The organism is Clostridium rhizosphaerae (assembly GCF_016765585.1).
GTDB classification, from domain to species: Bacteria; Bacillota; Clostridia; order Clostridiales; family Clostridiaceae; genus Clostridium_AT; species Clostridium_AT rhizosphaerae.
Map to the genome: position 1 here is coordinate 259,962 of NZ_JAESWC010000004.1, position 25,035 is coordinate 284,996.

The 25,035-nt window shown below is 31.8% G+C and carries 19 protein-coding genes and 1 other annotated feature; of the genes, 1 reads left to right on the forward strand and 18 read right to left on the reverse strand.

Going from position 1 to position 25,035, the window contains the following annotated elements; translation table 11 throughout:
- Positions 1–26: 26 nt before the first annotated feature.
- The 9 genes from JK636_RS11275 to glmS all read right to left on the reverse strand — a co-directional run bounded on the left by JK636_RS11275 (position 27) and on the right by glmS (position 10,889).
- Entirely contained in the window at positions 27–851 is an 825-nt protein-coding gene (locus JK636_RS11275; RefSeq protein WP_202749093.1) for a glycosyltransferase, read from the reverse strand.
- Between the two features lie 10 nt (positions 852–861).
- A complete protein-coding gene (locus tag JK636_RS11280) occupies positions 862–1,965 on the reverse strand; it encodes a glycosyltransferase family 4 protein (RefSeq protein ID WP_202749102.1) in 1,104 nt (367 codons plus the stop codon).
- A gap of 1 nt (position 1,966) precedes the next feature.
- Positions 1,967–3,826, reverse strand: coding sequence for a glycosyltransferase (locus JK636_RS24035; protein WP_202749103.1), 1,860 nt, complete (start codon positions 3,824–3,826; stop codon positions 1,967–1,969).
- A gap of 505 nt (positions 3,827–4,331) precedes the next feature.
- The gene (locus tag JK636_RS11290) at positions 4,332–4,982 is read right to left on the reverse strand and encodes a sugar transferase (RefSeq protein WP_202749104.1); all 651 of its coding nucleotides are present in this window, start codon (positions 4,980–4,982) and stop codon (positions 4,332–4,334) included.
- Positions 4,983–5,068: 86 nt separating this feature from the next.
- A complete protein-coding gene (rfbC, locus tag JK636_RS11295; protein WP_202749105.1) occupies positions 5,069–5,632 on the reverse strand; it encodes a dTDP-4-dehydrorhamnose 3,5-epimerase in 564 nt (187 codons plus the stop codon).
- A gap of 87 nt (positions 5,633–5,719) precedes the next feature.
- Positions 5,720–6,775, reverse strand: coding sequence for a dTDP-glucose 4,6-dehydratase (rfbB, locus tag JK636_RS11300; protein ID WP_202749106.1), 1,056 nt, complete (start codon positions 6,773–6,775; stop codon positions 5,720–5,722).
- Between the two features lie 9 nt (positions 6,776–6,784).
- Positions 6,785–7,654, reverse strand: coding sequence for a glucose-1-phosphate thymidylyltransferase RfbA (rfbA, locus tag JK636_RS11305; RefSeq protein WP_202749107.1), 870 nt, complete (start codon positions 7,652–7,654; stop codon positions 6,785–6,787).
- Positions 7,655–7,752: 98 nt separating this feature from the next.
- Positions 7,753–8,634, reverse strand: a complete 882-nt coding sequence (gene rfbD / locus JK636_RS11310; protein WP_202749108.1) for a dTDP-4-dehydrorhamnose reductase — start codon at positions 8,632–8,634, stop codon at positions 7,753–7,755.
- A gap of 428 nt (positions 8,635–9,062) precedes the next feature.
- Positions 9,063–10,889, reverse strand: coding sequence for a glutamine--fructose-6-phosphate transaminase (isomerizing) (gene glmS, locus JK636_RS11315; protein ID WP_202749109.1), 1,827 nt, complete (start codon positions 10,887–10,889; stop codon positions 9,063–9,065).
- A 493-nt stretch (positions 10,890–11,382) separates the two neighbouring features.
- Between glmS and JK636_RS11320 the strand changes: the two genes are divergently transcribed.
- Entirely contained in the window at positions 11,383–12,384 is a 1,002-nt protein-coding gene (locus tag JK636_RS11320) for an LCP family protein (protein ID WP_202749110.1), read from the forward strand.
- Between the two features lie 49 nt (positions 12,385–12,433).
- On the opposite strand, the gene sufU is transcribed toward JK636_RS11320, so the two are convergent.
- The 9 genes from sufU to JK636_RS11365 form a co-directional block, all read right to left on the reverse strand.
- Positions 12,434–12,862 (reverse strand): Fe-S cluster assembly sulfur transfer protein SufU, encoded by a 429-nt coding sequence (gene sufU / locus JK636_RS11325; RefSeq protein WP_202749111.1) that lies wholly within the window; start codon positions 12,860–12,862, stop codon positions 12,434–12,436.
- Positions 12,852–14,090, reverse strand: coding sequence for a cysteine desulfurase (locus JK636_RS11330; RefSeq protein WP_202749112.1), 1,239 nt, complete (start codon positions 14,088–14,090; stop codon positions 12,852–12,854). Before JK636_RS11330 ends, sufU begins: the two co-directional genes overlap by 11 nt.
- Positions 14,083–15,225 carry a Fe-S cluster assembly protein SufD gene (sufD, locus tag JK636_RS11335; RefSeq protein ID WP_202749113.1) on the reverse strand — a complete coding sequence of 381 codons (1,143 nt, stop codon included), beginning with the start codon at positions 15,223–15,225 and terminating at the stop codon, positions 14,083–14,085. Before sufD ends, JK636_RS11330 begins: the two co-directional genes overlap by 8 nt.
- 11 nt (positions 15,226–15,236) lie before the next feature.
- The gene (gene sufB / locus JK636_RS11340) at positions 15,237–16,652 is read right to left on the reverse strand and encodes a Fe-S cluster assembly protein SufB (RefSeq protein ID WP_202749114.1); all 1,416 of its coding nucleotides are present in this window, start codon (positions 16,650–16,652) and stop codon (positions 15,237–15,239) included.
- Positions 16,653–16,759: 107 nt separating this feature from the next.
- Entirely contained in the window at positions 16,760–17,500 is a 741-nt protein-coding gene (gene sufC, locus JK636_RS11345) for a Fe-S cluster assembly ATPase SufC (protein WP_202749115.1), read from the reverse strand.
- 265 nt (positions 17,501–17,765) lie between these two features.
- Entirely contained in the window at positions 17,766–18,149 is a 384-nt protein-coding gene (locus JK636_RS11350; RefSeq protein ID WP_202749116.1) for a hypothetical protein, read from the reverse strand.
- A 162-nt stretch (positions 18,150–18,311) separates the two neighbouring features.
- On the reverse strand, positions 18,312–18,953 hold the full coding sequence (locus JK636_RS11355) for a hypothetical protein (RefSeq protein ID WP_202749117.1): 642 nt from the start codon (positions 18,951–18,953) through the stop codon (positions 18,312–18,314).
- 198 nt (positions 18,954–19,151) lie between these two features.
- Positions 19,152–21,086, reverse strand: a complete 1,935-nt coding sequence (gene metG, locus JK636_RS11360; protein WP_202749118.1) for a methionine--tRNA ligase — start codon at positions 21,084–21,086, stop codon at positions 19,152–19,154.
- Between the two features lie 86 nt (positions 21,087–21,172).
- Positions 21,173–21,520: a binding site (T-box leader), on the reverse strand.
- A gap of 75 nt (positions 21,521–21,595) precedes the next feature.
- A complete protein-coding gene (locus tag JK636_RS11365; RefSeq protein WP_202749119.1) occupies positions 21,596–24,877 on the reverse strand; it encodes a DEAD/DEAH box helicase in 3,282 nt (1,093 codons plus the stop codon).
- Positions 24,878–25,035 lie beyond the last annotated feature (158 nt).

Consider the following 25,035-nt stretch of genomic DNA (forward strand, 5'->3'; position numbering starts at 1 on the left):
AAAGTTTTTCTCTCCGCATCGTTAAGTTATTTACTTTTTTTTCGTAAAAATACCCTATACAAAGTACTTCTTAATCTATTAGGCAATATCCTAACTGTAAATCTTAAAATGATATTTGTACTCAATCGGTAAAAAGAAATAAAATTACTATTGTAAAGCTGCTTTTGGAGTTCAAGCTCACTTCTAAAGTACTTTATTCCACCTCTACGCATATACATTTCATTTCCCGCCCTAGCGTAAACTAATGTGTCAGGAATATTTTCAATAATGTAATTATTCATTAATACTCGACACCATAAATCGTAATCTTCATTTAATAAAAATGTCCTATAATTTCCACTGTTTAAAATATCATTTTTCCTAAAGACAACTGTCATATGGTTTAGTGGATTTCTTCGTTTAGAATTTGTATAGACTTCTTTATATGTTACAGGCACTTTTCTAATTGATATTATATTATTGGGTGATCCCTCAAATTCAGCTATATATGAACCTACTATACTGACATTACTATTATTCCTAAGATAATTTATTTGCTTTTCAAATCTATCAGATCTGCAAATATCATCTGTATCCATCCTAGCAACGATATCATAACTGCAGTTTAATAATCCAATTTTAAGGGCTTCCCCTAATCCTTTATTTTTTTCTAACTTTACTATCTTAAATAGTCCATCGTTATTTATCACATACTCGCCTATACAATCATTTAATTCATGTGTTAATTTTCCGTCTTCTACAATTACAATTTCACTGGGTCTTAGAGTTTGGTTTAAAATACTATCTATAGCCTTTTTTAAGTAGGAAGCATTCTCTTTATAGTAGACAGACATTAAAACTGAAAATTCCATTTTATCCTCACTAATCATTTAATATTTTTCTGTATATCTCATCATATCTTTTTGCCATTATATCTGAGCTAAAATGTTCCTCATATAACTTTCTATTATTAACTCCCATACCGTATGTTTCAACATTGGATAGTTGGTTAATAATTTTAGATAATTGAATTTCTTCACCTGTATTAAATGTAATTATAGATGAATTATCTTTTATGAGTTCTGTATGAGATTCTATATCTGAAAGTACTAAAACTAATCCTGAAGCCATCGCTTCGATAACAGCCATTGGCAGTCCTTCTGCCAATGAAGTTGAAATAAAAATATCAGCACATTTTAAGTATTCTTCGATATTACTTACATTTCCTATAAATAAAATATTTTTCTTTTTATAGTTTTGCAGTTTATCTCTTAAAATACCATCACCTGCCACTATTAACAATAAGTCTTCAGAAACATTATCAAAGGATTTCAATAGTGTTATTGGATCTTTTCTTTCAATAAGTGCACCAGAAAAAATAAAAACTTTCTTATATGTTTCTTCAATATTTAATTTTTTTCTAAGTAATTTTTTTTCTTCCAAGGTAATATTCTTAAATCTTGTTTTACTAATTCCATTTTGAACCGTAAACGTATGAATGCCCTGTTCATCAGCAAATTTTTTAGAAACTGTATTCGAACATGCAATTGGATACTTTATTTTTTTTATATTGCTTACATGATTATGCGCAAATATTTTCCCTATTATAGTTCCATATGCAAGGGGGTAGTCATAATATGGATAGTTATGGATTGTATTGCAAGTTTTATAGTCTTTTAAGTGATTAGCAGAAATAGAATCTGCTCTTAAACCATGGGTATGTATTATATCTGGTCTTATATTTTCAACAACCTTTATCAATTTGCTCATTCCACATAATACCATTTGTGATCTGGACATATTTAAAGTTATAATATGTGCACCCATTTTTTTAAAATCATCATATCTGCTTTTTTCAGGTTCCGGCGATAAAGTTAATATATAAAACTCATATTTTTCATTATCCAAATTATTAATTAATTCATAGAGTACATTCACGGGTCCACATCGTTCTAAAGTAGAAATTATATATAAAATTTTTATCATACTAATTTTCTCCGTTCAAACCTCTCAGCAATATTTCATAAAAATAATCAAATTTATTTTCCCAGCTATTCTTTAAACTTATATCTTTTATTTTTTGATTTAATACAGATAATTCTTTATTGTCTATATTTATTATTTTTCTAATATTTTCATTAAATTCATCATTACTTTTTGATACAAATACTGTATTAGCATAAGCTTCCACTTCTCTTAAATCTGTTGAAACAACTGGTACACCTTGAATTCCATATTCAAACAGCTTAGTTGGAGATATTCCTTGAGTATATTCATTAACGAGATATGGAATAATTCCAATTTTAAAATACTGCATATAAGATGGTAGTTCATCAAAGGACTTTCTTCCAGTAAAAGTTACATTTTCATACTGACTCAAAATACTTGCCTTTTCGTCGACTACATTTCCCACAAAAACAAATCTTAGAGTTGGATTTTGTTTTATTAAAAATTCTAATAACTGATAATCTATGCACTCATGTAATGCACCTATATATCCAATTATTGGTTCAGATATACTTTCTAGTTCTTCTATCTTATCAAATGTTTTATTATTTCTTTCAATGTTTACTCCTTGTGAGAAATAGTAAATATCTTTAATATGTGAATAATCTTCTTTTGTTGATAAAGAATCAGCAAAAACTAAATTGCTTTGTTTAACTAATTTTTCTTCAAGCTCAATAACATATTCAGGCAAACTTTTATTAGCTTTTCTCCTTTGTGCTAAATCAGTTATTACTAGTGAAGGATTATATTTCTTAATAAAGTCTAATATAGTTTCATTTGGGTACGTGCACCAAAATACTTTATCATTGCCAGACTCAAGTTTTTCATATAGTTCTTCATATTTTATTTGTATATATAAAGAAATTAAGAAACTATTAAGCTTATTTATAAAAAAATTGTTATGTATTGGCATAAAAAACTTTATATTAACAAATTGCATATTTTCTGACACTGGATTATTGCCTCTATTTTTATTTTTATTAAATATTCTGCTTTGTATTTTTTTTATAGTATCTAAAAAATTATGATTAACAAATCCTAGCGGAGATATAATATATATCTTTTCGCTAGTTTTTTTTGAAAATCTATATATTAGCTCATGTTGTCTTTCCCAATTATGAGACCATACCACAGACGGAAATACTAATATTGTCTTATTGTAAAAAGGATCTGTATTCTTTTTTTTTCTTGTATCTTTATCCTTATTACAATTTGTATTTTTCTTTTCCAACACACAAACTATTGCTGTAGCTGCATATAAAAATGTTGTTGCATGTAAAGTTAATGAAAAACCATTGATAATAAATGGTACTATTATAATTAAATTTTTGTAATTTGATTCTTTTGAAATGAAGAATAAAAAATAAGAAATACCTAAAAAACCTAAAGCTCCGGATTCAACATAATATGTTGTAACATAATTATGTGCTCCCCAACCTAAAAAATTACTAGCATTACCAAATCCTACGCCAAATAAATTTAATATAATATTGCTTTTAGCAATAAAAGTGCCTGTTAACTTTAATATTTCTATTTTTGAACTAAAACTGGTACCAGCTAATAGAAAATTAGAGCTTATTGCTAATACAATTACAAATAATAATGAACCTAAAATAATTGTTTTCTTATTTCTTCTTATCAGCGAAATTACATTACCATTTTCTAGATATCTATATATAGCCATTACTATAGTAAATCCTACCATTGTTATAATAGTTGCTCTAGAAAATGTTAATATACATAATGCAAATAATATAATCAAATATTTTCTTAAATTTAGATTGAAATATTTTGTTAAATACATTCCAAAGAAAAAAATAACTAATATATATATACCCACAAAATTAGAGTCCTGGAACATAATACTGTTAAACTTATAAATGTAAAATCTTAGATCATAATTTGATGGATTATTGATATCAAAATAATAATTTGGGTTTAAAAGTCTCCATATACACTCTATTAGTAATAAGAAAGTTGAGAACTTAACAAAGTTTTTACTAATTTTTAAAATTTGTTTCTGGGTTAAATAGTTAATAAGATAGTATGAAATTATAAAATAGCAAATAGAAATTAAAACAGTTATTTTTGTATTTAAAGGTCCTCCTAAAAATATTTGAGTGACCCCAAAGTATAAGCCTAAGCCCAAAGAATATAAAATTATTGGAGTTTTAAAGAGTATCATATTCTTTTTTTCATATAATAACTTAAGTGAATACAGTAAAGCTATTATAAACATAAAGTAGATTGGACTTATCTTTAAAACTCTTAAATAAAACCCGGAAAACACTATAAAAAGATTAGTAATAATATATATCATATTTTTCACTTTCCCATCTTTTAAACTATCTAGCACCTTCTCCACTAAAAACAATAAAGAAAGTTTTAAATATTATTTTTAAATCTAATAAGAATCCTCTTTTTTTTATATATTCCATATCTAGCTTAAGCTTTTCTTTGTGGTCAATATCATATCCTCCGTTCACTTGAGCAAGTCCTGTAAGTCCTGGCTTAACTAATAATCTTCTCATAAAACCTGGTGTTTCTTTTTCAAATTGATACGTAAATATAGGTCGTTCAGGTCTTGGACCTATTATACTCATATCACCTTTTATAACATTATAAAATTGCGGTAACTCATCAATTCTAGTATTCCTAATAAATCTCCCTACTCTTGTAACCCTGTTATCATTTTTCGCTGCCCATCTTGCACCTTCTTTTTCTGCATCGATGTACATTGAACGTACCTTATAAATTTTGAACTTAGTTCCATTCTTGCCTAGCCTTTCTTGGCTATATATTGGTGAGCCTTTTGATTCAATACAAACCAATATACAGGTCAAAATTACAATTGGTAAGGCAAAAATAGCTGCAAACAAGCTGAAAACTATGTCAAAAATTCTTTTTGTAACTTCATATATCATCTTATCTTTTTTATTTGCATTATTGAAATAATTATAGTCTATCTCTTCAATTATTTGTTCGGCATTTTGCATACTATACCACCTTTCAAAAAATAATATAACCAAATATCATTATTATCAACACATTAGTGAGCTGCCATTTACAAAATCTATTTTTGTTATTCTATAAATTTAGTCTTATTTTGTTTTAGGCACGGTAATTTTTTATCTTTTTCGGACAAAAGCACTTTATCTATTCTATTTAGCGGCCATTTTATACCAATATCTGGATCATTCCATAGAATACCACCTTCAAATTCAGGATGGTAAAACTCAGTGCATTTATACACAAATTCCGCTTCCTCTGAAAGAACTAAAAATCCATGCGCAAAACCATCCGGTACATAAAATTGTTTTTTATTCTCTGCGCTGAGTCTTACACCTTCCCACTGTCCATAGGTAGGTGAATCTTTCCTTAAATCAACAGCCACATCAAAAACCTCTCCACTTATTACTCTTACTAACTTACCTTGTGGATTAGGATTTTGATAATGTAGTCCTCTAAGAACTCCCTTTTTAGACTTTGATTGGTTATCCTGTACAAATACCATATCTAGTCCAGCTTTTTTAAAATCTTCGTAGTTATAAGTTTCCATAAAATAGCCTCTACTATCTTTAAAAACTTTAGGTTCTATTATATAAACACCTTTAATTTTTGTTTCTGTAAAAATGAACTGTCCCATTTCCTTATCCCTTTCAATTATATTACAGGGCAGCTTATATTAATTCATTTATCTTCCAAGCTGACCATTAAGTACGGCTTTAACTATTTATTTAGCTTCATACATCTTTTCGTAATACTTTGTGTATTCTCCCGAGGTTACTCTATCCATCCACTCTTTATTACCAAGATACCATTTTATTGTTTTTACTATTCCGGCTTCATAATCTGTTTCAGGTTCCCAGCCAAGTTCTTCTCTTATCTTGGTTGGATCTATTCCGTATCTTCTATCGTGGCCTTTTCTATCTTCAACATATTTAATTAGGTTTTCAGTTACAGCACTATCGACATTTTTATTTATATAGTCTATTACAGTCTTTACTATATGAATATTGGTTCTTTCGTTGTGTCCACCTACATTGTAAACCTCTCCAAATCTTCCACCGTTAATAACCATATCTATAGCCTTGCAGTGATCCTCAACATATAGCCAGTCTCTTATGTTTAATCCATCTCCGTATATTGGAAGTAACTTTTTATTTAAACAGTTGTTTATTAGAAGAGGTATTAATTTCTCAGGAAATTGATATGGTCCATAGTTGTTTGAGCATCTTGTTATATTTATTGGAAACTTATATGTATCAAAATAAGCCTTAACTACTAAGTCTGCTCCTGCCTTGCTTGAAGAATATGGGCTGTGCGGATCTATTGGCGTTGTTTCCCTAAAGTATCCTGTTTCACCTAAGGATCCATATACTTCATCTGTTGAAACTTGAAGATATTTTTTACCTTCCTTAAAACCATCTTTTATTTCCCAAGCATTTTTAGCAGCATTAAGTAAAGTTACTGTTCCTAGAACATTTGTGTTAACAAACACTTCCGGTTCTCTTATACTTCTATCTACGTGAGATTCTGCTGCAAAGTTCACTACAAAATCTATATCATGGTCTTTGAATAGTTTCTCAACTAAAGCTTTATCACATATGTCTCCTTGAACAAACATATATCTTGGATCATTTTCAACTGCCTTTAAATTCTCAAGATTGCCTGCATAGGTTAGCTTATCTATATTTATTAAGCTTATGTCATTATATTTTTTAAGCATATAGTGAACAAAGTTTGATCCTATAAAACCTGCTCCGCCTGTAACTAAATATGTTTTCATAATAACACTCTACCTTTCCTTGGCTATTCTCAAAAGATATTGTCCATATTCTATTTTGGATAAAGGTTCAGCAAGTTTTTTAAGCTGTTCTTTATCTATAAAGCCTTTTCTGTAGGCTATTTCTTCTATGCATGCTACATATAGTCCCTGTCTTGTTTGAATAGCTTCAACAAAATTAGCTGCTTCAAGAAGTCCTTTATGTGTCCCTGTGTCAAGCCAAGCCATACCTCTTCCAAAAAGCTCTACTTTTAATTTCCCTCTATCTAAATATTCATTATTTACTGCTGTTATTTCTATTTCTCCTCTAGCAGAAGGTTTTATATTTTTTGCAATTTCAACAACGCTATTGTCATAAAAATACAATCCAGGTACTGCATAGTTTGACTTTGGAACTTCTGGTTTTTCTTCTATCGATACTACATTATTATTTTTATCAAATTCAACAACTCCAAATTCAGTTGGATTGCTTACATGATATCCGAAGATAGTAGCTCCTTCTTCCCTGTTAACGGCTCTTTCAAGTCTTTCAGAGAAGCCGTAACCGTAAAATATATTATCTCCAAGCACTAATGCCACTCTATCATTTTCTATAAATTTTTCTCCAACTATAAAGGCATCAGCAAGTCCTCTTGGCTTATCTTGAATAGCATACTCAAAATTAACACCTATCTGGCTTCCATCGCTTAAAAGCTCCTTAAAACCGTTTATATCCCTTGGCGTAGAAATAATAAGTATGTCTTTTATTCCTGCAAGCATTAAAACTGATAAAGGATAATAAATCATTGGCTTGTCATATATAGGCAGTATTTGTTTTGATACTGACTTAGTTATTGGATAAAGCCTGGTTCCCGAGCCTCCTGCTAGTATTATACCTTTCATTTGATCTCACCTTTCAACTTTATCTAAAAATCTACAAATAGTATTATATACTTAATTGCTGATTATGTCTATTTATTATGGAATTGTTACATAATGCGCTATTTTTCTACATTTTTTATAAATATCTTTAGAGCTTCTTCCCATTTCCTCATCTCATCACCAACAGTACATCTTAACATCATGTTATCTAATGATGAAAAAGCCGGTCTTTTAGCAGGACGGTTGATTTTTTCTGAAGTTACAGGTGATACTGTGCAATTAATATTTGCATATTCTACGATCTTCACGGCAAAATCATACCAGCTGCATTCTCCAGTTCCTGTACAGTGATATATTCCGTACTCTTCTGTTAGTGCTAGCCTCAAGATATGATAAGCTAAATCCTCTGCATTTGTTGGATTACCTCTTTGGTCATTAACAACATCTAAATAACCTTTTTCTTTTGCTGCCTTTATTATTGTTTTAACAAAATTGTTTCCATAATATCCATACAACCATGCAGTTCTTACAATGAAAAATCTGCTTGAGAAGCATTTTACAAACTCTTCACCAGCATTCTTTGTGTTTCCGTAAGAACTTTGAGGATTTGTTAAATCATACTCTCTATAAGGCTTTGTACCATTTCCGGCAAAAACATAGTCCGTTGATATATGTATAAGTTTAGCACCAATTACTTCACTTACTATGGCTAAGTTTCTTGGTCCTATTGCATTTACTTTAAAAGCTAAATCTTCATTGGTTTCACAGGCATCAACATTGGTGTAAGCTGCACAGTTTATTATTATTTGAGGCTTTGCTATGGATATGTATTCTCTCACTTGATTAAGATTTGTTATATCTAATTGATCAACATCAATTCCTATTACTTCGGCATTTTTATAAGCATTATTAATTGGGCCTAATTCTGAATTCATGCTTTCAAGCATCTTAATTATTTGTGTGCCTAATTGTCCTTTAGCCCCTGTTATTAAAATCTTCACTTGTGCATCCTCCCAACTCCTACTTTCGCTTTATTATTTAACTTATTTTTCCCTTTTCTAAAAATATTATATAATTTTGGGGCTAAATAGTCTATTACTTAACAGGAAAGCTGTACCTTTAACTGTTTGGGCATAGCTTTCCATATAAAAATATAAGGAGCTATTTAATAATAGTGTTGATATAAGTATGTTCTTTAATATTTTAGAAAGCAAATCTACCGCAAACATGCATGGTTGCAGTAAATATTTAAATATTTTAATAGGCTTATATTTAAATTTTTTTATAGTTTTATATTTAAATATGTGAATGACACTCAGCATTTCTTCCTACTTTGTATACTTCTCGTGCTCTATTAAATGTAAAAAGTCATGAGGTAAAGTATATAAATCACTATACCTCATGACTTTTGTAAGCCTATTATATCAAACTATTCCACAGTAACACTCTTAGCCAAATTCCTTGGCTTATCAACATCGCAGCCCTTTTGTACAGCCATATAATAAGATAAAAGCTGTAATGGTACTACCGATAATACTGGAGCCAATACTTCTTCAGTCTTTGGAATATATAACGCTGAGTCAACTGTCTTTTCTATTGTTTCATTTCCTTCAAAAGCAAAGGCTAAAACATTTGCACCTCTGGTTTTAACTTCTTTTATATTGCTTACCATTTTTTCAAATAGTTCCTCTTGAGTCGCTAGTGCAATTACTACAGTTCCATTTTCGATAAGCGCTATAGTTCCATGCTTAAGTTCACCTGCTGCGTAAGCCTCTGAGTGAATATAGGAAATTTCCTTAAGCTTTAAGGAGCCTTCCATAGCTACTGCGTAATCTAATCCTCTTCCTAAGAAGAACATATCTCTATGCATATAGTTTTTTGAAGCAAACTTTTGAAGTACTTCCTTATGCTTTAACACTTCTTCAGTTTGTTCTGGAAGCTTAAGCATTGCTTCCTTTATTTCTTCAATTTGCTCGCTGCTTAAAGTTTCTTTATACTGAGCAAAGTATAAAGCTATTATATACATTGCAATAAGCTGAGTTGTATAAGCTTTTGTAGAAGCAACGGCAATTTCCGGTCCTGCCCAAGTATATAATACATCATGTGCCTCTCTTGAAACTGAGCTTCCAACTACATTTGTTACAGCTATTACTCTTGCACCAGACTTCTTAGCTTCTCTAAGTGCTGCTAAGGTATCTGCTGTTTCTCCTGATTGACTTATAACTATCATCAATGTTTTGTTATCAATTATTGGATTTCTATACCTAAATTCTGAAGCTATATCTACTTCAACTGGTATCCTTGCAAGTTTTTCTATTACATACTTTCCTACAATTCCTGCATGATAAGCAGTTCCGCAGGCTACAATATATATTTTGTTTATATTCTCAAGCTGATCTTTAGTTAAAGTAATTTTATCTAAAGTTATTGGCTTTCCAAGTGCTATTCTCGAAGTCATCGTGTCTCTTATCGCCTTTGGCTGTTCATGGATTTCCTTAAGCATGAAGTGCTCATAGCCGCCTTTTTCAGCTGCATCAGCATTCCAAGTTACATGAAATATATCCTTCTTTATCTCGTCTCCTTCTTCAGATAAAAGTTTTATTCCATCCTTTGTTATAACAACAAACTCTTTGTCATTTAAAAGATAAACATCTCTTGTATAATTTAGTATAGCTGGTATATCAGATGCTATAAAGAATTCTCCCTCTCCAATACCGGCTATAAGAGGACTGTCTTTTCTAACTGCAACAAGCTTTCCAGGCTCATGAGTTGAAACCACACCTATAGCATAGCTTCCGTCCATTTTAGAAATAGCCTTTATAACTGCCTCTTCTAAATTTCCTTTGTAATAGTAATCTACAAGATGAGGTATAACCTCTGTATCAGTTTCAGAATTAAACTTATAGCCCTTTGCTGTAAGCCATTCTCTTAGTTGAATATAATTTTCTATAATCCCGTTATGAACTACGCTTATAGTCTCATCTTCATTTGAATGAGGGTGTGAATTTAAATCTGATGGCTCTCCGTGAGTTGCCCATCTTGTATGACCTATACCTACTGACCCGTGTATTGGATTTTGCTCTAGTTTAGCTTCTAGGTTAGCTAATCTTCCCTTGCACTTTGTAACCTTTAGAATATTATCTTCAATTATTGCCACTCCAGCTGAATCATAACCTCTATATTCAAGTCTTGATAATCCGTGAATTAAAACCGGTGATGCCTCTTTCTTTCCTACATATCCTACTATTCCACACATATTGTTTACCTCTCTTTATCATATTTTTATCAACACAAACAAACCTTAGATATAGTGCAATTTTTGCATAATCTACGGTTTAAAATAAAAGAAAGGTTTTAACACTCAATTGATATTGTGCTGAAAATCACTTCTCAGTTTTATCAATCTTTAACGGTAGTGCGATACCGTAGGGCATCCGCCGAAATTTCGATACTCCCTATCCTCGTCAACTTAAGTAAATATACCTAAGTTCTGGCGCTTATATTATATTTTTCTCTCCTACCCTCCTTAAATCATAATTCACCTTTCTAGAATTTTATGTCCACTACATTATATTTTAATATTATATGATTGGTCAATGCTTTAAAGTTTATTTCATTTATTTATTTGATTGTTGTAGTTTTATTTTAAAGCTTCAATGTACTAAAATTTTCAGCTTTATTATTAATTTAATTAATAGTATAATTCTAGTATTGATCTAATTTGATAATTAGCAAGTAAGGAGAATAAAATGAATAAAAAGACTTCGAAGAAAAAGAAATGGAAAGTTGTCATAATAATTTTATTAGTATTATGTGTTCTAGCTGCTATACCTTTTTATATTATTACTAGTAAGCTAGGCAAAATAAATACTACAAAGATTACAGAGAATCCATCAGAGCTAAAAATCGATGAAAATAAATTTAATACACCTGATAAAAATGAAAATGATTTTATTAATGTGCTGTTGCTTGGAATAGACTCTAGAGATACATCTACAGACCCTGGAAGATCCGACAGCATGATTATTGCAACCATAGATAAGAAACATAATAAAATAAAGCTTACTTCTTTAATGAGAGATACTTTAGTTGACACGACAGGTCATGGCCCTATGGAAGGTTTAAACCAAGACAGATTAAATCATACTTATGCCTATGGGGGAGCCCTTTTAACTATGCAGACCATAAATCAAAACTTTGATATGAATTTAAAAAATTATGTTAAAGTTGATTTTTGGGGGCTTGAAAAAATTATAGATTCTATCGGCGGTGTAACCATTGATGTAAGACAGGAAGAAATTCAGTATATTAATTCTTACATGTCTGAAACATCCAAAATTAAAAAAGAAAGCTTTATACCCGTTAAGAAAACTGGTATGCAAAAGCTTAACGGGAGACAGGCTGTAGCTTACAGTAGAATTAGATATGTTGGAACAGATTATGAAAGAACAGAAAGGCAGCGAAAGGTTTTATCAGAAGTATTTAAAAGCATTTCTCAGAAAAATACTTTAGAATTATATAAGGCTGTTGATACCATCCTTCCATATGTAGAAACAAGTTTTACTAAGGCAGAGCTTTTAGGTCTCGCTTCATCTGTAGCCTTAAATAAGATAACTACGGTTGAGCAGTATAGAATTCCAGAAGACAAACTTGGTTTTACTACCTATGTAAATAAACAATATTTTATCGGTTGGAAAAAAGATGAGACAATATCTAATCTTCATAAATTTATTTTTGAAACTGATAAGTAGAAAGTACTTTTAAATAAAACTAAGGACTGTCCCAGATGAGGGACAGTCCTTAGTTTTTATTTATTGCTTCTTTAAGTGTATGCCATGCAAGCACCGCGCATTTTACTCTTGCAGGCATGTTTGATATATTTTTCAGAACAATTGCATCTTCAAGCTTTTCTAATTCTTCATCATCAGTAATTTCTCTTTTTATCATGCTTATAAAGGTTTCAACTAATTCTAAAGCTTCTTCTTTTGTTTTACCTGTTATAAGATCAATCATCATTGAGGTTGAGGCTTGAGAGATTGCACAGCCGCTGCCAGTGAACGCAGCTTCTTCAATGATATCTCCATCAAATTTTAATTCTAACTGTATATCATCTCCGCAGCTTGGGTTATGTCCTCTTTCACTGCAGTGTACACAATCAAGATGTCTTCTGTTATGAGTGCTTTGACTATGCTCCATTATTAGTTCTGTGTATATTTGACTAAGATCCATAGCCTAGCCACCTCCTTACATTTTTGATGCTATCTATAAATACATCTACTTCTTCTTTTGTGTTGTAGAAATAAAAGCTTGCTCTTGAAGTTGCTGGTGCTCCTACGAATTTCATAAGAGGCTGTGCACAATGATGCCCTGCTCTTATTGCTACTCCATAGGTATCAACTATACTTGAAACATCATGAGGGTGACAGCCTTCTATACTGAAGGATATTACTCCTCCCCTGTTTTTTAAGTCTGTTGAACCATATATTTTTACATATGGTATTTCCTTCATTTTGTCCAAAGCATAAGCCGTTAGTTCCATTTCATATTCATGAATTTTATCTAGGCCAATATCTTCCAAGTAGTCTATTGCCGCCGAAAGTCCTACTGCTCCTTCCACATTTTGAGTTCCTGCCTCAAACTTGAAAGGAAGCTCTGCAAAAGTTGTATTCTGTTCTTCAACATATTCAATCATATCCCCTCCAAATAAGAAAGGAGGCATTTTTTCAAGAAGTTCTTTCTTTCCGTATAACACTCCAATGCCCATTGGTGCAAGCATTTTATGTCCTGAGAATACAAAGAAGTCAGCATCTATATCTCTTACATCAACCTTTATGTGTGGTACAGCCTGTGCTCCGTCTACTAAAACTACAGCTCCCTTTGTATGAGCATACTCCGCTATTTCCTTAACCGGATATATAGTTCCAAGAACATTTGACATTTGGGCAATTCCAACAAACTTTGTCTTATCAGTTATTTTTTCTTTAACTTCATTCATATCAAGCCTGAAGTCTGAGTTTAAATACATATACTTTAAAACTGCCTTCTTAGCCTTTGCAACCTTCTGCCAAGGAACTATATTGCTGTGGTGCTCTGATATGCAAAGAACAATCTCGTCGCCTTCATTTATAAAATTCATACCATAGGAGTAAGCAATCAAGTTTAAGGATTCTGTAGCATTTCTAGTGAATATTATTTCCTCTGTTCTAGCAGCATTTATAAACTTTCTTACCTTTTCCCTAGTATTTTCATAGGCTTCCGTAGCCATTACAGATAGGTAATGAGCTCCTCTGTGCGGATTTCCGTTATGCTTATGATGATAATTTCTCATAGCCTCAAGTACTTGATTTGGCTTGTGAGTTGTTGCTGCATTATCTAAATAAACCAGTGGGTTACCGTGTACAGTTTCAGAAAGTATTGGAAAATCTTTTCTAAACTCTTCTACTTTAAAATCACGCATTTACAATTCTCCTGTGAACTTCCTCTGTAATAGTGTTTCTTAAATCCTCTAAAGGAATTTTATCTATTATAGGTGCAAAGGAAGCTTCTATAATAAGTTTTTTCGCTTCTTTCTCATCTAACCCACGGCTCATTAAATAAAATAATTTATCGCTGTCTATTTGGCCTGCACTTGCTGCATGCTGTCCTTCAACATCATCCTCTGAACAAAGTAAAAGCGGAATCGCATCTGACTTTACCGTTTTATCAAGAAGTATAGCATATTCCTCCTCGCTGCCCTTAGATCCGCTTGCTCCATGCTTGAAATCAAGAGTACCTCTAAATACCTTTTTGGCTTTATCCTTTAAAGCTCCTCTGGTTTCTATATTGCTTAGGCTTCTTCTTCCTCTATGGTTCATTAGATAACTTAAGTCTATAGTTCTTTCACCATCAGCTAAGTATACTGAGCTTATATTAGCTTCACTATTTTCTTCATTTAAATTATTAATGTAGTTAGTCACACTATTTTTAGCTCCAAGCTCTACTTGAATCCAGTTAACCTTTGCTCCGTAACCACTGTAGGCAACCTGTGAATCAAAGTGATAGGATTTACTATTCATTCTTTGAGCCTTGATTATATTCACTACTGCATTGTCTCTTGCATAAACCTTAGTTACCCCATTATGAAATGCATCTACCTCATCTATAGTTGTATAATCAATAACTACTGTAATTTCACTGTTTTCCTCAGCTACAATAACATTATTATCTATAACTATTGGATTTTCATTATCTAATTTATATTCCAGTCTTATTGGATCAGCTAATTTTGTATTTCTTGGTGCATGAACAAATATTCCTGCATTATAGGATTTTTCACCTAGAACTACAAATTCCTCAGATACTCCATAGTTTTCTTCTTTATTTACATAATACTTTATATTTTCATTTATCTTTAAACTTGAATGCATTTCTTTAACTATAACATCGCCAAAGCTGCCTTCAACCAAAAACTCTTTATCATACTCTGAAATATTAGTAAGTTTATAATTCTTTAAATTAAGCTCATTAACCTTAAGCCATCTCCAGGTTATTACGGGGAGGGTGTTTAAAGTTTTATTTTCTTTTTCATTGAATCTTGATACTGCATTACTCATATAACCGCCCCCTATCCTATAGTTCCTTCAAGCTCAAGCTTGATAAGGTTATTCATCTCAACTGCATATTCAAGTGGAAGCTCTTTTGCTATAGGCTCTACGAAACCTCTAACTATCATTGCCTTTGCTTCCTCTTCACTAATTCCCCTGCTCATTAGATAGAATATAGCTTCATCGCTTATTCTTCCAATTTTAGCTTCATGTCCAATATCTACTTCATCATTCATCAAATCAATTACAGGAATTGTATCTGACTTTGATATATTATCAAGCATTAAGGATTCACAGGATACTGTTGATTTTACATGATGAGCATTTGGTGCTACTCTTAATGCTCCTCTGTAAAGTGCAACCCCGCCGCCTTTAGATATAGACTTTGAATTTACTGTTGAAGTAGTATAAGGTGCTGCATGAACCATTTTACAGCCTGTATCTAGATGCTGTCCCTTACCTGCAAAAGTTATGCCTGTAAATTCTGCTTTGGCTCTTTCACCTTTTAAAATAGTCATAGGATAAAGCATAGAAACCTTTGATCCAAAGGAACCTGATACCCATTCCATAAGCCCGTCTTTTTCTACTATTGCTCTCTTTGTATTTAGGTTATACATATTCTTTGACCAGTTTTCAATTGTGCTGTATCTTAGTCTCGCGCCTTCTTTTACAAACAATTCTACACAGCCTGCATGAAGGTTATTAACATTATACTTCGGTGCTGAACAGCCTTCTATAAAATGAAGCTTTGCTCCCTTTTCTACTATTATTAAAGTATGCTCAAACTGTCCTGCCCCTGGTGCATTTAGTCTAAAATAGGATTGGAGCGGAATATCTACTTCTACTCCTTCAGGTACATATACAAATGAACCGCCTGACCAAACCGCTCCATGAAGTGCTGCAAATTTGTGATCGCTTGGAGGAACACAAGTCATAAAGTACTCTTTAACTATGTCTTCGTAGTCCTTTATAGCTGTTTCCATGTCTGTATATATTACGCCCTTTTTAACCAAATCTTCTCTAATGCTGTGATAAACAACTTCTGAATCGTACTGTGCTCCAACCCCTGCAAGAGAAGTTTTTTCTGCTTCCGGTATACCTAAAAGATCAAAGGTCTTTTTGATTTCTTCAGGAACCTCCTCCCAAGTACCCTTCATTTCGGTATTGGGCTTAACGTATGTTACTATATTTTCAATGTCTAGTTCACTTATATCCGGACCCCAAGGTGGAACTTGGATGTTGTTGTAAATCTCTAGTGACTTTAATCTGAAGTCAGTCATCCACTGAGGTTCATTCTTTTCTCTTGAAATTTCCCGTATTATATCAGGAGATAACCCCTCATCTGCTTTATAACTATATTTAAACTCGTTTTTAACGTCGTATATGCCTCTATCTAATTCCTCTACATAGGTCTTCTTCCTAGTTCTTTCTTGCATATCTTTTCCTCCTTTCACTCGAAACACTGGGTAGTTTAAAATCGCTCATTCCCATTCGCAAACTACCCGTATAAGTGCATTTAGCACTTATACCTCGCTTTATGCGATTAAGATCTAAAGGCTTCGTAACCGTTAGCTTCAATTTCTTTCGCTAAGGAGAAGTCTCCAGTCTTAACAATTTTCCCATCTACTAATATGTGAATATAGTCTGGTTTTAAATAATCAAGTATTTTATTATGGTGAGTTATTATAAGTATAGAATTCTCACTATTTTTTAAAGAATTAACTCCTTGTGCCACAATTCTTATTGCATCAACATCAAGCCCTGAATCTGTTTCATCTAATATTGAGAGCTTTGGCTCAAGTATCGCCATTTGAAGTATCTCATTTTTCTTCTTCTCTCCACCGGAAAAACCCAGATTTAAATATCTTTGAGCATACTCTTCCTTCATTTCAAGAAGTTCCATTTTTTCCTTTAACGCCTTTTTAAAAGCCATAACCTTTAATGGCTTTCCTGTTACAGCTATCTTTGCAGTTCTTAAAAAGTTTTCTACTGTTACACCTGGTATTTCTTCAGGATACTGGAAAGATAAAAACAAGCCCTTCTTCGCTCTTTCGTTAGCTTTAAGCTCATTTATAATTTCGCCTTCAAAGCTGATTTCTCCATCAACTATTTCGTATTTTGGATGCCCCATTAGTGTATTTGCTAGAGTAGATTTTCCTGCTCCGTTAGGGCCCATAATAGCATGAACTTCACCTTTACCTATTTCTAAATTTAGACCTTTTAATATTTCCTTGTCTTCTATTTTAGTTTTCAGATTTTCTATTTTTAATAATTTACTTTCCATATATGTTAATCTCCTTTTAATTAATTAAATCCGACTACTTTACTATGATTTAATTTTATAACTATTTTCCATTTTATTCTGTGATTGAAATCAAATTTCTATGCAATTACTTTATTATATCCGATAACTATATCATGAATTATTTTTTATACCTATATCCTACTATTTAACTCTGATTTAGTCAAGTAGGAGACAATCTTTTTCCAATGACAGTTATTCACATGAAAATAAGACAGTTCATCTAATTAGAACTGTCTTGTTAAAATTATCTATTTTTTGAATTTGTTGTATTACTATTAGTAGTAGTTGTATTTGTTTTATTTTGTGTGGTTGTAGAATTAGTTTTAGTATTTTTATTAGTGCTATTTGTAGTTGTATTATTTTTTGTTGTACTATTATTAGTGCTTGTAGGTGTATTATTGGTGTTTGTACTACTTGAATCTGTTTTACTTTCTTCAGTTTCTTTTTTATCAGCATCTGTTTTAGTATCATTGGAATTTGTAGTTATGGTAGTTTTTATAGTTCCTTTTAACTCAGAAAGTTCCTTTTGAGTCTTTGAAAATTTTATATTGCCTACTACAACAGTTAAAATTAGTGCTGCTGTAAGCAATGTTATAACACTAGGCATAAATATTTTATTACGTTTCATATTGCACCCCTCAAACATCTTATACATAATAATCTCTTCAGACAAATATAATATATACCTATAATTATAGCAAAATTTGTAGTTAAATCAATATTACAGTCTGCAAATATAAAATGTATACTGAGGTTTAATTAGTATTATTATTTTCCCAGTATTCTGAGATTATGGATTATTAGTATTCTGCTGATTTTCAGTATTAACTGTAGAAGTATCTGTTATATTTCCAGTTTGCCCTTCCAAAGATCCAGTACCACCTGAAGTAGTAACTGTAGTATTATTTGTATTGTTATCATTGCTTTCAGTAGTTATATTATCAGCAGGCTTCACATTAGATGTATTATCTTCCTGTTTTACAGTGTTTTCAGAATTTGAAGTATTACTATTAGCGTTAATATTGCTGCTTGGGGTTGTTGTGTTTGTCGTAGCAGCATTTGATGATTCAGACGGCTTTGCTGCTATAGCTTCATTAGTGCTCTTTATTGTTGAATTTGTATTTGAAGATTTTTTTATAGTTTTACTCGTAGTAGTTTGTTTTACAGGTGAACTTTTCTTTGATTCTTCTTTAGATGTTTCAACAGGCTTGACTTCGCTGGAATTACTCTTCTCATTTTCTATTATTGCAGGGATTATTTCAATTTTTACAGGATCGCTTAAGCTTTTTGTATTATTATAAGAGGAATCGACTTGTTCTCTCATTTTGATTAATTCCTCATGCTTTTTATTAAAACTTATATTTCCTGCCACAACAGTAACTGCTAAGCTCCCAGATAAAATCAGCAAAGTAATTAATCTTTTATAGCTCATTATTTCACCCGCCTAAAATTAAATATTTTCTAATATAATTATATCCAACTTGTCCATGACTAAACAATAGCAATATAAAAAAACAAACGCGGAAAATTAGAAATCAATAGAACACACAAAGGTACTACTATTACAAAGTATATTTCTACTTGTGCATACTATATTTTTTCTAATTATTCCGCGTTTAATAAATTCTTATTATCTTACCTGGCTTCCTGTTGGAAGTTCACCAGGTATACTTACTGTAAATAGCTTGCTGTCATCATCAGTTGATGCTGCAAGTATCATACCTTGTGAAAGCTCTCCTCTTAAGGTTACAGGCTTTAAGTTAGCAACTAAAACAACATATTTGCCTACTAAATCCTCGCCCTTATACCACTGTGCTATGCCTGAAACTACCTGTCTTTCTTCACCAGCTAAATCAACCTTAAGCTTTAAGAGCTTTTTAGCTCCTTTTACTGGCTCACAGGCTAAAACCTTAACTACTCTTAAATCTATCTTTTCAAAATCATCTATAGTTATTTCTTCTTTTAAAGGCTGCATAGTTTGTTTTGGTTCTTCCTTAACTTCTTTTAAGGCTTCAAGTTCTTTTAGTTTAGCTTCAACATCTATTCTTGGGAATATAGCTTCTCCCTTTTTAACCTTGGTAGAAGATTCAGTTCCATCAAAGGCTGATAAACTATCCCAAGCTGTTAGATTAACATTTAACTGTTCGTTTATCTTCTCTGAGGTATAAGGTAAGAATGAGGATATTAAAACAGAAGCAAATCTTAAAGTTTCTGCTAAGTTGTAAAGAACTGTTCCAAGTCTTTCCTTCTTGCTCTCTTCCTTTGCAAGTATCCATGGTGTTGTTTCATCTATATATTTATTAGCTCTTCTGATTAATGTCCAAATTTCAGCTAAAGCTTCTGGAATTCTTAAATTATCTATATGCGCTTCTACTTTTTTAGGAGTTTCAAGTGCAAGTCCTATAAGCTCATTGTCTATAGCTTCTCTAGCTGTTGGTGCAGGAATAGCTCCTTCAAAGTATTTCTCAATCATAGCTACTGTTCTTGATAAAAGGTTTCCTAAGTCATTAGCTAAATCTGAATTTATTTTCTTTATAAATATTTCATTATTAAATAGTCCATCTGAACCAAAAGGTATTTCCCTTAATAGATAGTATCTTATAGCATCAACTCCAAAATGCTGCGCAAGTACAACAGGATCAACTACGTTACCCTTTGATTTGGACATTTTTCCTCCATCTACTAAAAGCCAGCCGTGACCAAATACCTGTTTTGGAAGAGGTATATTGAGAGCCATAAGCATAATTGGCCAGTAGATAGTGTGAAATCTTAAAATATCTTTTCCTATAAGATGAACATCTGCAGGCCAAAACTTTCCGTAAAGTTCTGTATCTACATCGTTGTTATATCCAAGGGCAGTTATATAGTTAGATAAAGCATCTATCCAAACATAAACTACATGACCTGGGTCAAACTCAAGAGGAACACCCCAGTTAAAGGAGTTTCTTGAAATACATAAATCTTGGAGACCTGGTCTTAAAAAGTTGTTAAGCATCTCATTCTTTCTGGATTCTGGCTGTATAAACTCCGGATGAGTCTCTATATATTCAATAAGCCTGTCAGCGTACTTTGACATTTTGAAGAAATAAGCCTCTTCAGTTCTCTTTTCTACTGGTCTGCCGCAGTCCGGACAGTTGCCGTTAACAAGCTGTGTTTCAGTCCAAAAGGATTCACAAGGTATACAGTAATGTCCTTCATAGGAGCTCTTGTATATATCACCTTGTTCATAAAGCTGTGTAACTATCTTTTGAACAGCCTTTTCATGGTAGCTGTCTGTGGTTCTTATGAACTTATCATAGCTTATGTTCATAAGCTTCCAAAGGTCTTTAATTCCTGCTACTATTTCATCAACATATTCCTTTGGTGTAACTCCTTTACCTTCTGCAATTCTTTGAATCTTTTCACCGTGTTCATCTGTTCCTGTCAGGAAAAACACTTCATAGCCTGTTAGTCTTTTAAATCTAGCTAAAGCGTCTGCCGCAACAGTAGTATAAGTATTTCCTATGTGTAAGTTTGCAGATGGATAGTAAATTGGTGTTGTAATGTAATATGGTTTCTTTGTCATAATCAATTCCTCCTATATAAAATGATTTCCAGTTGTTTAAAGCAATATGCAGAGCAAATAAAAAAGTCCCTATGCAGAAAATTCCACATAGAGACGTAATATACGCGTTACCACTCTAATTTATACTTATGTCACCATAAGTAACTCACCAAGTGACTCCACCTGAATAGATTCAATTAGCAAATCACTATTTAATGGAGTAAAATATCGATGCTTCTACGGTTTTTATGAACATTAAACAGATGATTTTCTTTGATATCTATGAATAGGTTTTTATCACCCTGCAATATAACGGTTGCCGCCGACATGCCCTACTATTCTTCAAGCAAGCTGCTCTGGGGCCATGTTCACAAGCTTCCATGCTGCCGGCTTTCACCTAATCCAGCTCTCTTTAAAACACTTTCCTTTGCTACTCTTCCCATCACTGCATTTATTTACTTTATTAATTATAATAATATTCCACAACCACCTTTATGTCAATATTTTTTCCTATTTTTATAAACTTAATACTAAAACTTAAATAAATCTTCTATTTCTTCCTGTGTCATTTGTGAAACCAAGCTTTCCTCGCTGCTTTCTTCACCCATAACTGATTTTATAATTTCTCTCTTTTTCTCCTGAAGATTATAAATTTTTTCTTCAATAGTACCTTGGGCAACAATTTTTATTACCTCAACAGTTTTCTGCTGTCCGATTCTATGGGCTCTATCTGTAGCCTGTTCTTCAACGGCTGGATTCCACCATGGGTCAAAGTGAATAACTACATCAGCCCCTGTTAGATTCAGCCCTGTACCTCCTGCTTTAAGAGAAATAAGAAATATACTGCTTTGACCTTTATTAAATTCCTCAACCATCTTGACTCTGTCTTCTGTCTTGGTTTGACCATCCAAATACATATAATCAATATTATTTGAATTTAACCTTTTTGCTATATTCTTAAGCACAGATGTAAATTGAGAAAATAATAGGATTCTGTGTCCTTCGTTAATACTGTCTACAAGTAAATCATCAAGAGCAAGCATCTTACCGCTTTCACCCTCAAAGTTTTCAACAAAAGTTGAAGGATCGCAGCAGATTTGTCTTAGTCTAGTTAAAATAGAAAGTATCTTTATTTTACTTCTATTAAAACCTCTTTCACTTATTTCATTATTAACTTCTTGCTTAGCCTTTTCAATAAAAGCGGCATAAAGCTTCTTTTGCTCTTCTGTCATTTCCACTACAAGCTTGTGTTCTATTTTAGGAGGGAGCTCTTTTACAACATCCTTTTTAAGCCTTCTTAATATAAAAGGCCTCACATGCTTATTGAGTTCTTCTAATGCCTTTTCATCTTTGCTCTTAACTATTGGTGTCTCATATTTTCTTAAAAACTTGTTGTGAGACAATAAATATCCTGGCATTATAAAATCAAAAATAGACCATAATTCTGTTAAGGAATTTTCAATTGGAGTACCTGTCAATGCAAAGTATCCTTGTGCTTTTAATTCTTTAACAGACTGAGCATTTATAGATGCAGGATTTTTTATCTGCTGAGCTTCATCCAATATGCAATATCTAAATTTTATCTTTTTATATTCTTCTATATCCCTTCTTATTAATGGATAAGAGGTTATTACGATATCTGCTTCCTCAATTTCTCTTCTCTTTTCTTCTCTCTCATCCTTTGAGCCTGATATAACTATAGATTTTAGATTAGAAGCAAACTTTTCAATCTCACTTTTCCAGTTATACACCAAAGAGGTTGGCGCTACTACTAGAGAAGGTTTTCTTTCTGAATTTTCATTCACCTCTGATTCAATAAAGGCTATTGTCTGCAGCGTCTTTCCAAGTCCCATTTCATCCGCGAGTATTCCGCCAAAACCGCAGCTTGAAAGAGTTTTAAACCACTTAAAGCCAAATTTTTGATAGCCTCTCATTATACCTTCTAAATGCTCTGGCATATTAAAATCTATTTCAGAAACTTCTCTTATATTATTTACAAGCTCTCTGAATCTTTTATTTTTCTCTACATAAATCATATTGTTTCCTTTAAGATTTTGATCTATATAAAGTGCATTGTACTTTGAAAGAAGTATTCTATCTTTTTCTAAATCCGAATCTTTAATATCCAAGTACTCTATCATACTTCCCATATCTTGAAGTTCTTTATTTTGAAGCGAAACAAAACCGCCTTTTTTTAGTTTATAATATTTTTTCTTCTGCTTTAAAGCACCTAATATATCCTTAAGTTCATTCTTATCTATTCCTTCTATATTAAAAGAAAACTCTAAGAGATCTTCATCATTAAGTCTTATGTTTGATTTAATATTGGAAGAAGTATACACCTTCATATTTTTAAATCTATCAGAGTAGTACACCTCTCCCTGTTCTTGAATATAGTTTAAACCTTCTGTTAAAAACTCAACTAATCTCTCTTCATCCTTAAGCTTATAGTTGAATTTATCTTCCCTAAAACCTGCACTTATTAGATAGGATATAAGCTGAAGCTCCTTAGTTATATCTCTTATTAAAACCTTCTTTTCTTCATACTTATCTTTCTCATTAAGAGGATTGATTTCAATATTTCCATATTTAAATATTATATCAGCAGAAACCCCATCTTCTTCTTTATCTAAATAAACTCTTATCTTTAATTCTTCTTCATAAAGCTTGTTTTCCAATGATTTATCTATATTTATCTTCTTACTTATATTTTTTATATTAGGAATTATGTAGGAAGCAACTTTTTCAACATCTGCTTTATTAAAACTCATGCTTTTTGTTCTTGAGTTTGATATTTCTGTGTAAAAGGGCAGATAAATCCTTGTCTGTTCCTTTAAAGGATGATAAATATTATTTTTATAAAAAAAATACTCTCCGCTATCTGTAAGCGGTAACGGCAAATCTTCATTCTGCTTTATAATTAATGCCGCATTAGTAAGCTTAATATCAAACTCTAAAGGCATATTTTCTTCAAGTATTGATATATTGTTTAAAATCAAATTATCTATTGAAGCATCAAAACATTTTCCCTTCATAATAATAAAAAATCTTTTTACCTGCCTGTCAGTTAAAACTGCCTTTTTACCTGATATAAGACTTGCAGGCCTATTCCAATATCCATGAAAGCTGCTATTAGTTGCTATCATTTTATCTGTTTGATATACTTCTAAAAGTAAATCTATAAGATTCTTATCTTCTTCTTTGAAAGTATATACAGCCGGATCATAAGTGAAGTTTTTGCCAAATTCTATAACTGCATCCTTATTATCTACTGCTGACAAAAAATCTCTCATATTTTTAACAACATAAGTTTTATTTTCTCCAACCTTAAGTTCAATTGTTGATTTTCTTTCATCATCAAATTCTACGTTATATTTTACTTCTAAGGATAATTCTCTTAAATAACTTTCCTCTGAAGATAGCATATTATTTTTTATGCAATTAATAAACTCATTTGTTTTCCTAGAACTTAAACCTCTTTGTTTTCTAACTAGGGTGTCTCTTTCCCTATTAAATTTTAAAAGAACAGCAACTACATGTTTACATAGCTTCTCACTGCTTGCAGAATAGTCGCAATCACAATTAAAAGCTAATCTTCCGCTTCTCTGCCCAATTTTAACATTTATATTGTAATTTTGCGTTCCATAGGAGGAGTCAACTAGTGCATCAATGTCTAAAACATCCTCACTTCCCATATCTTCTATACTTAAATCCATACGCCTGATTTTATTTCTTAAGTATATATCCAACCCTCTTGCATATATTACATTGCCCACGGTATTCTTCAACTTTTGCTCATCTATTTCATACATTACTACACCTCTATTATTTAAACCGCTTACAAGTCTACCTATTTATTCTATACATATTTTACTTATTTTAAAAGGAATTTTTCTACTTGAAGAGAATATATAATAATTGCCCCATAATTTGGACAATATAAATTTATATGGTATTAGAAAGGAGTAGT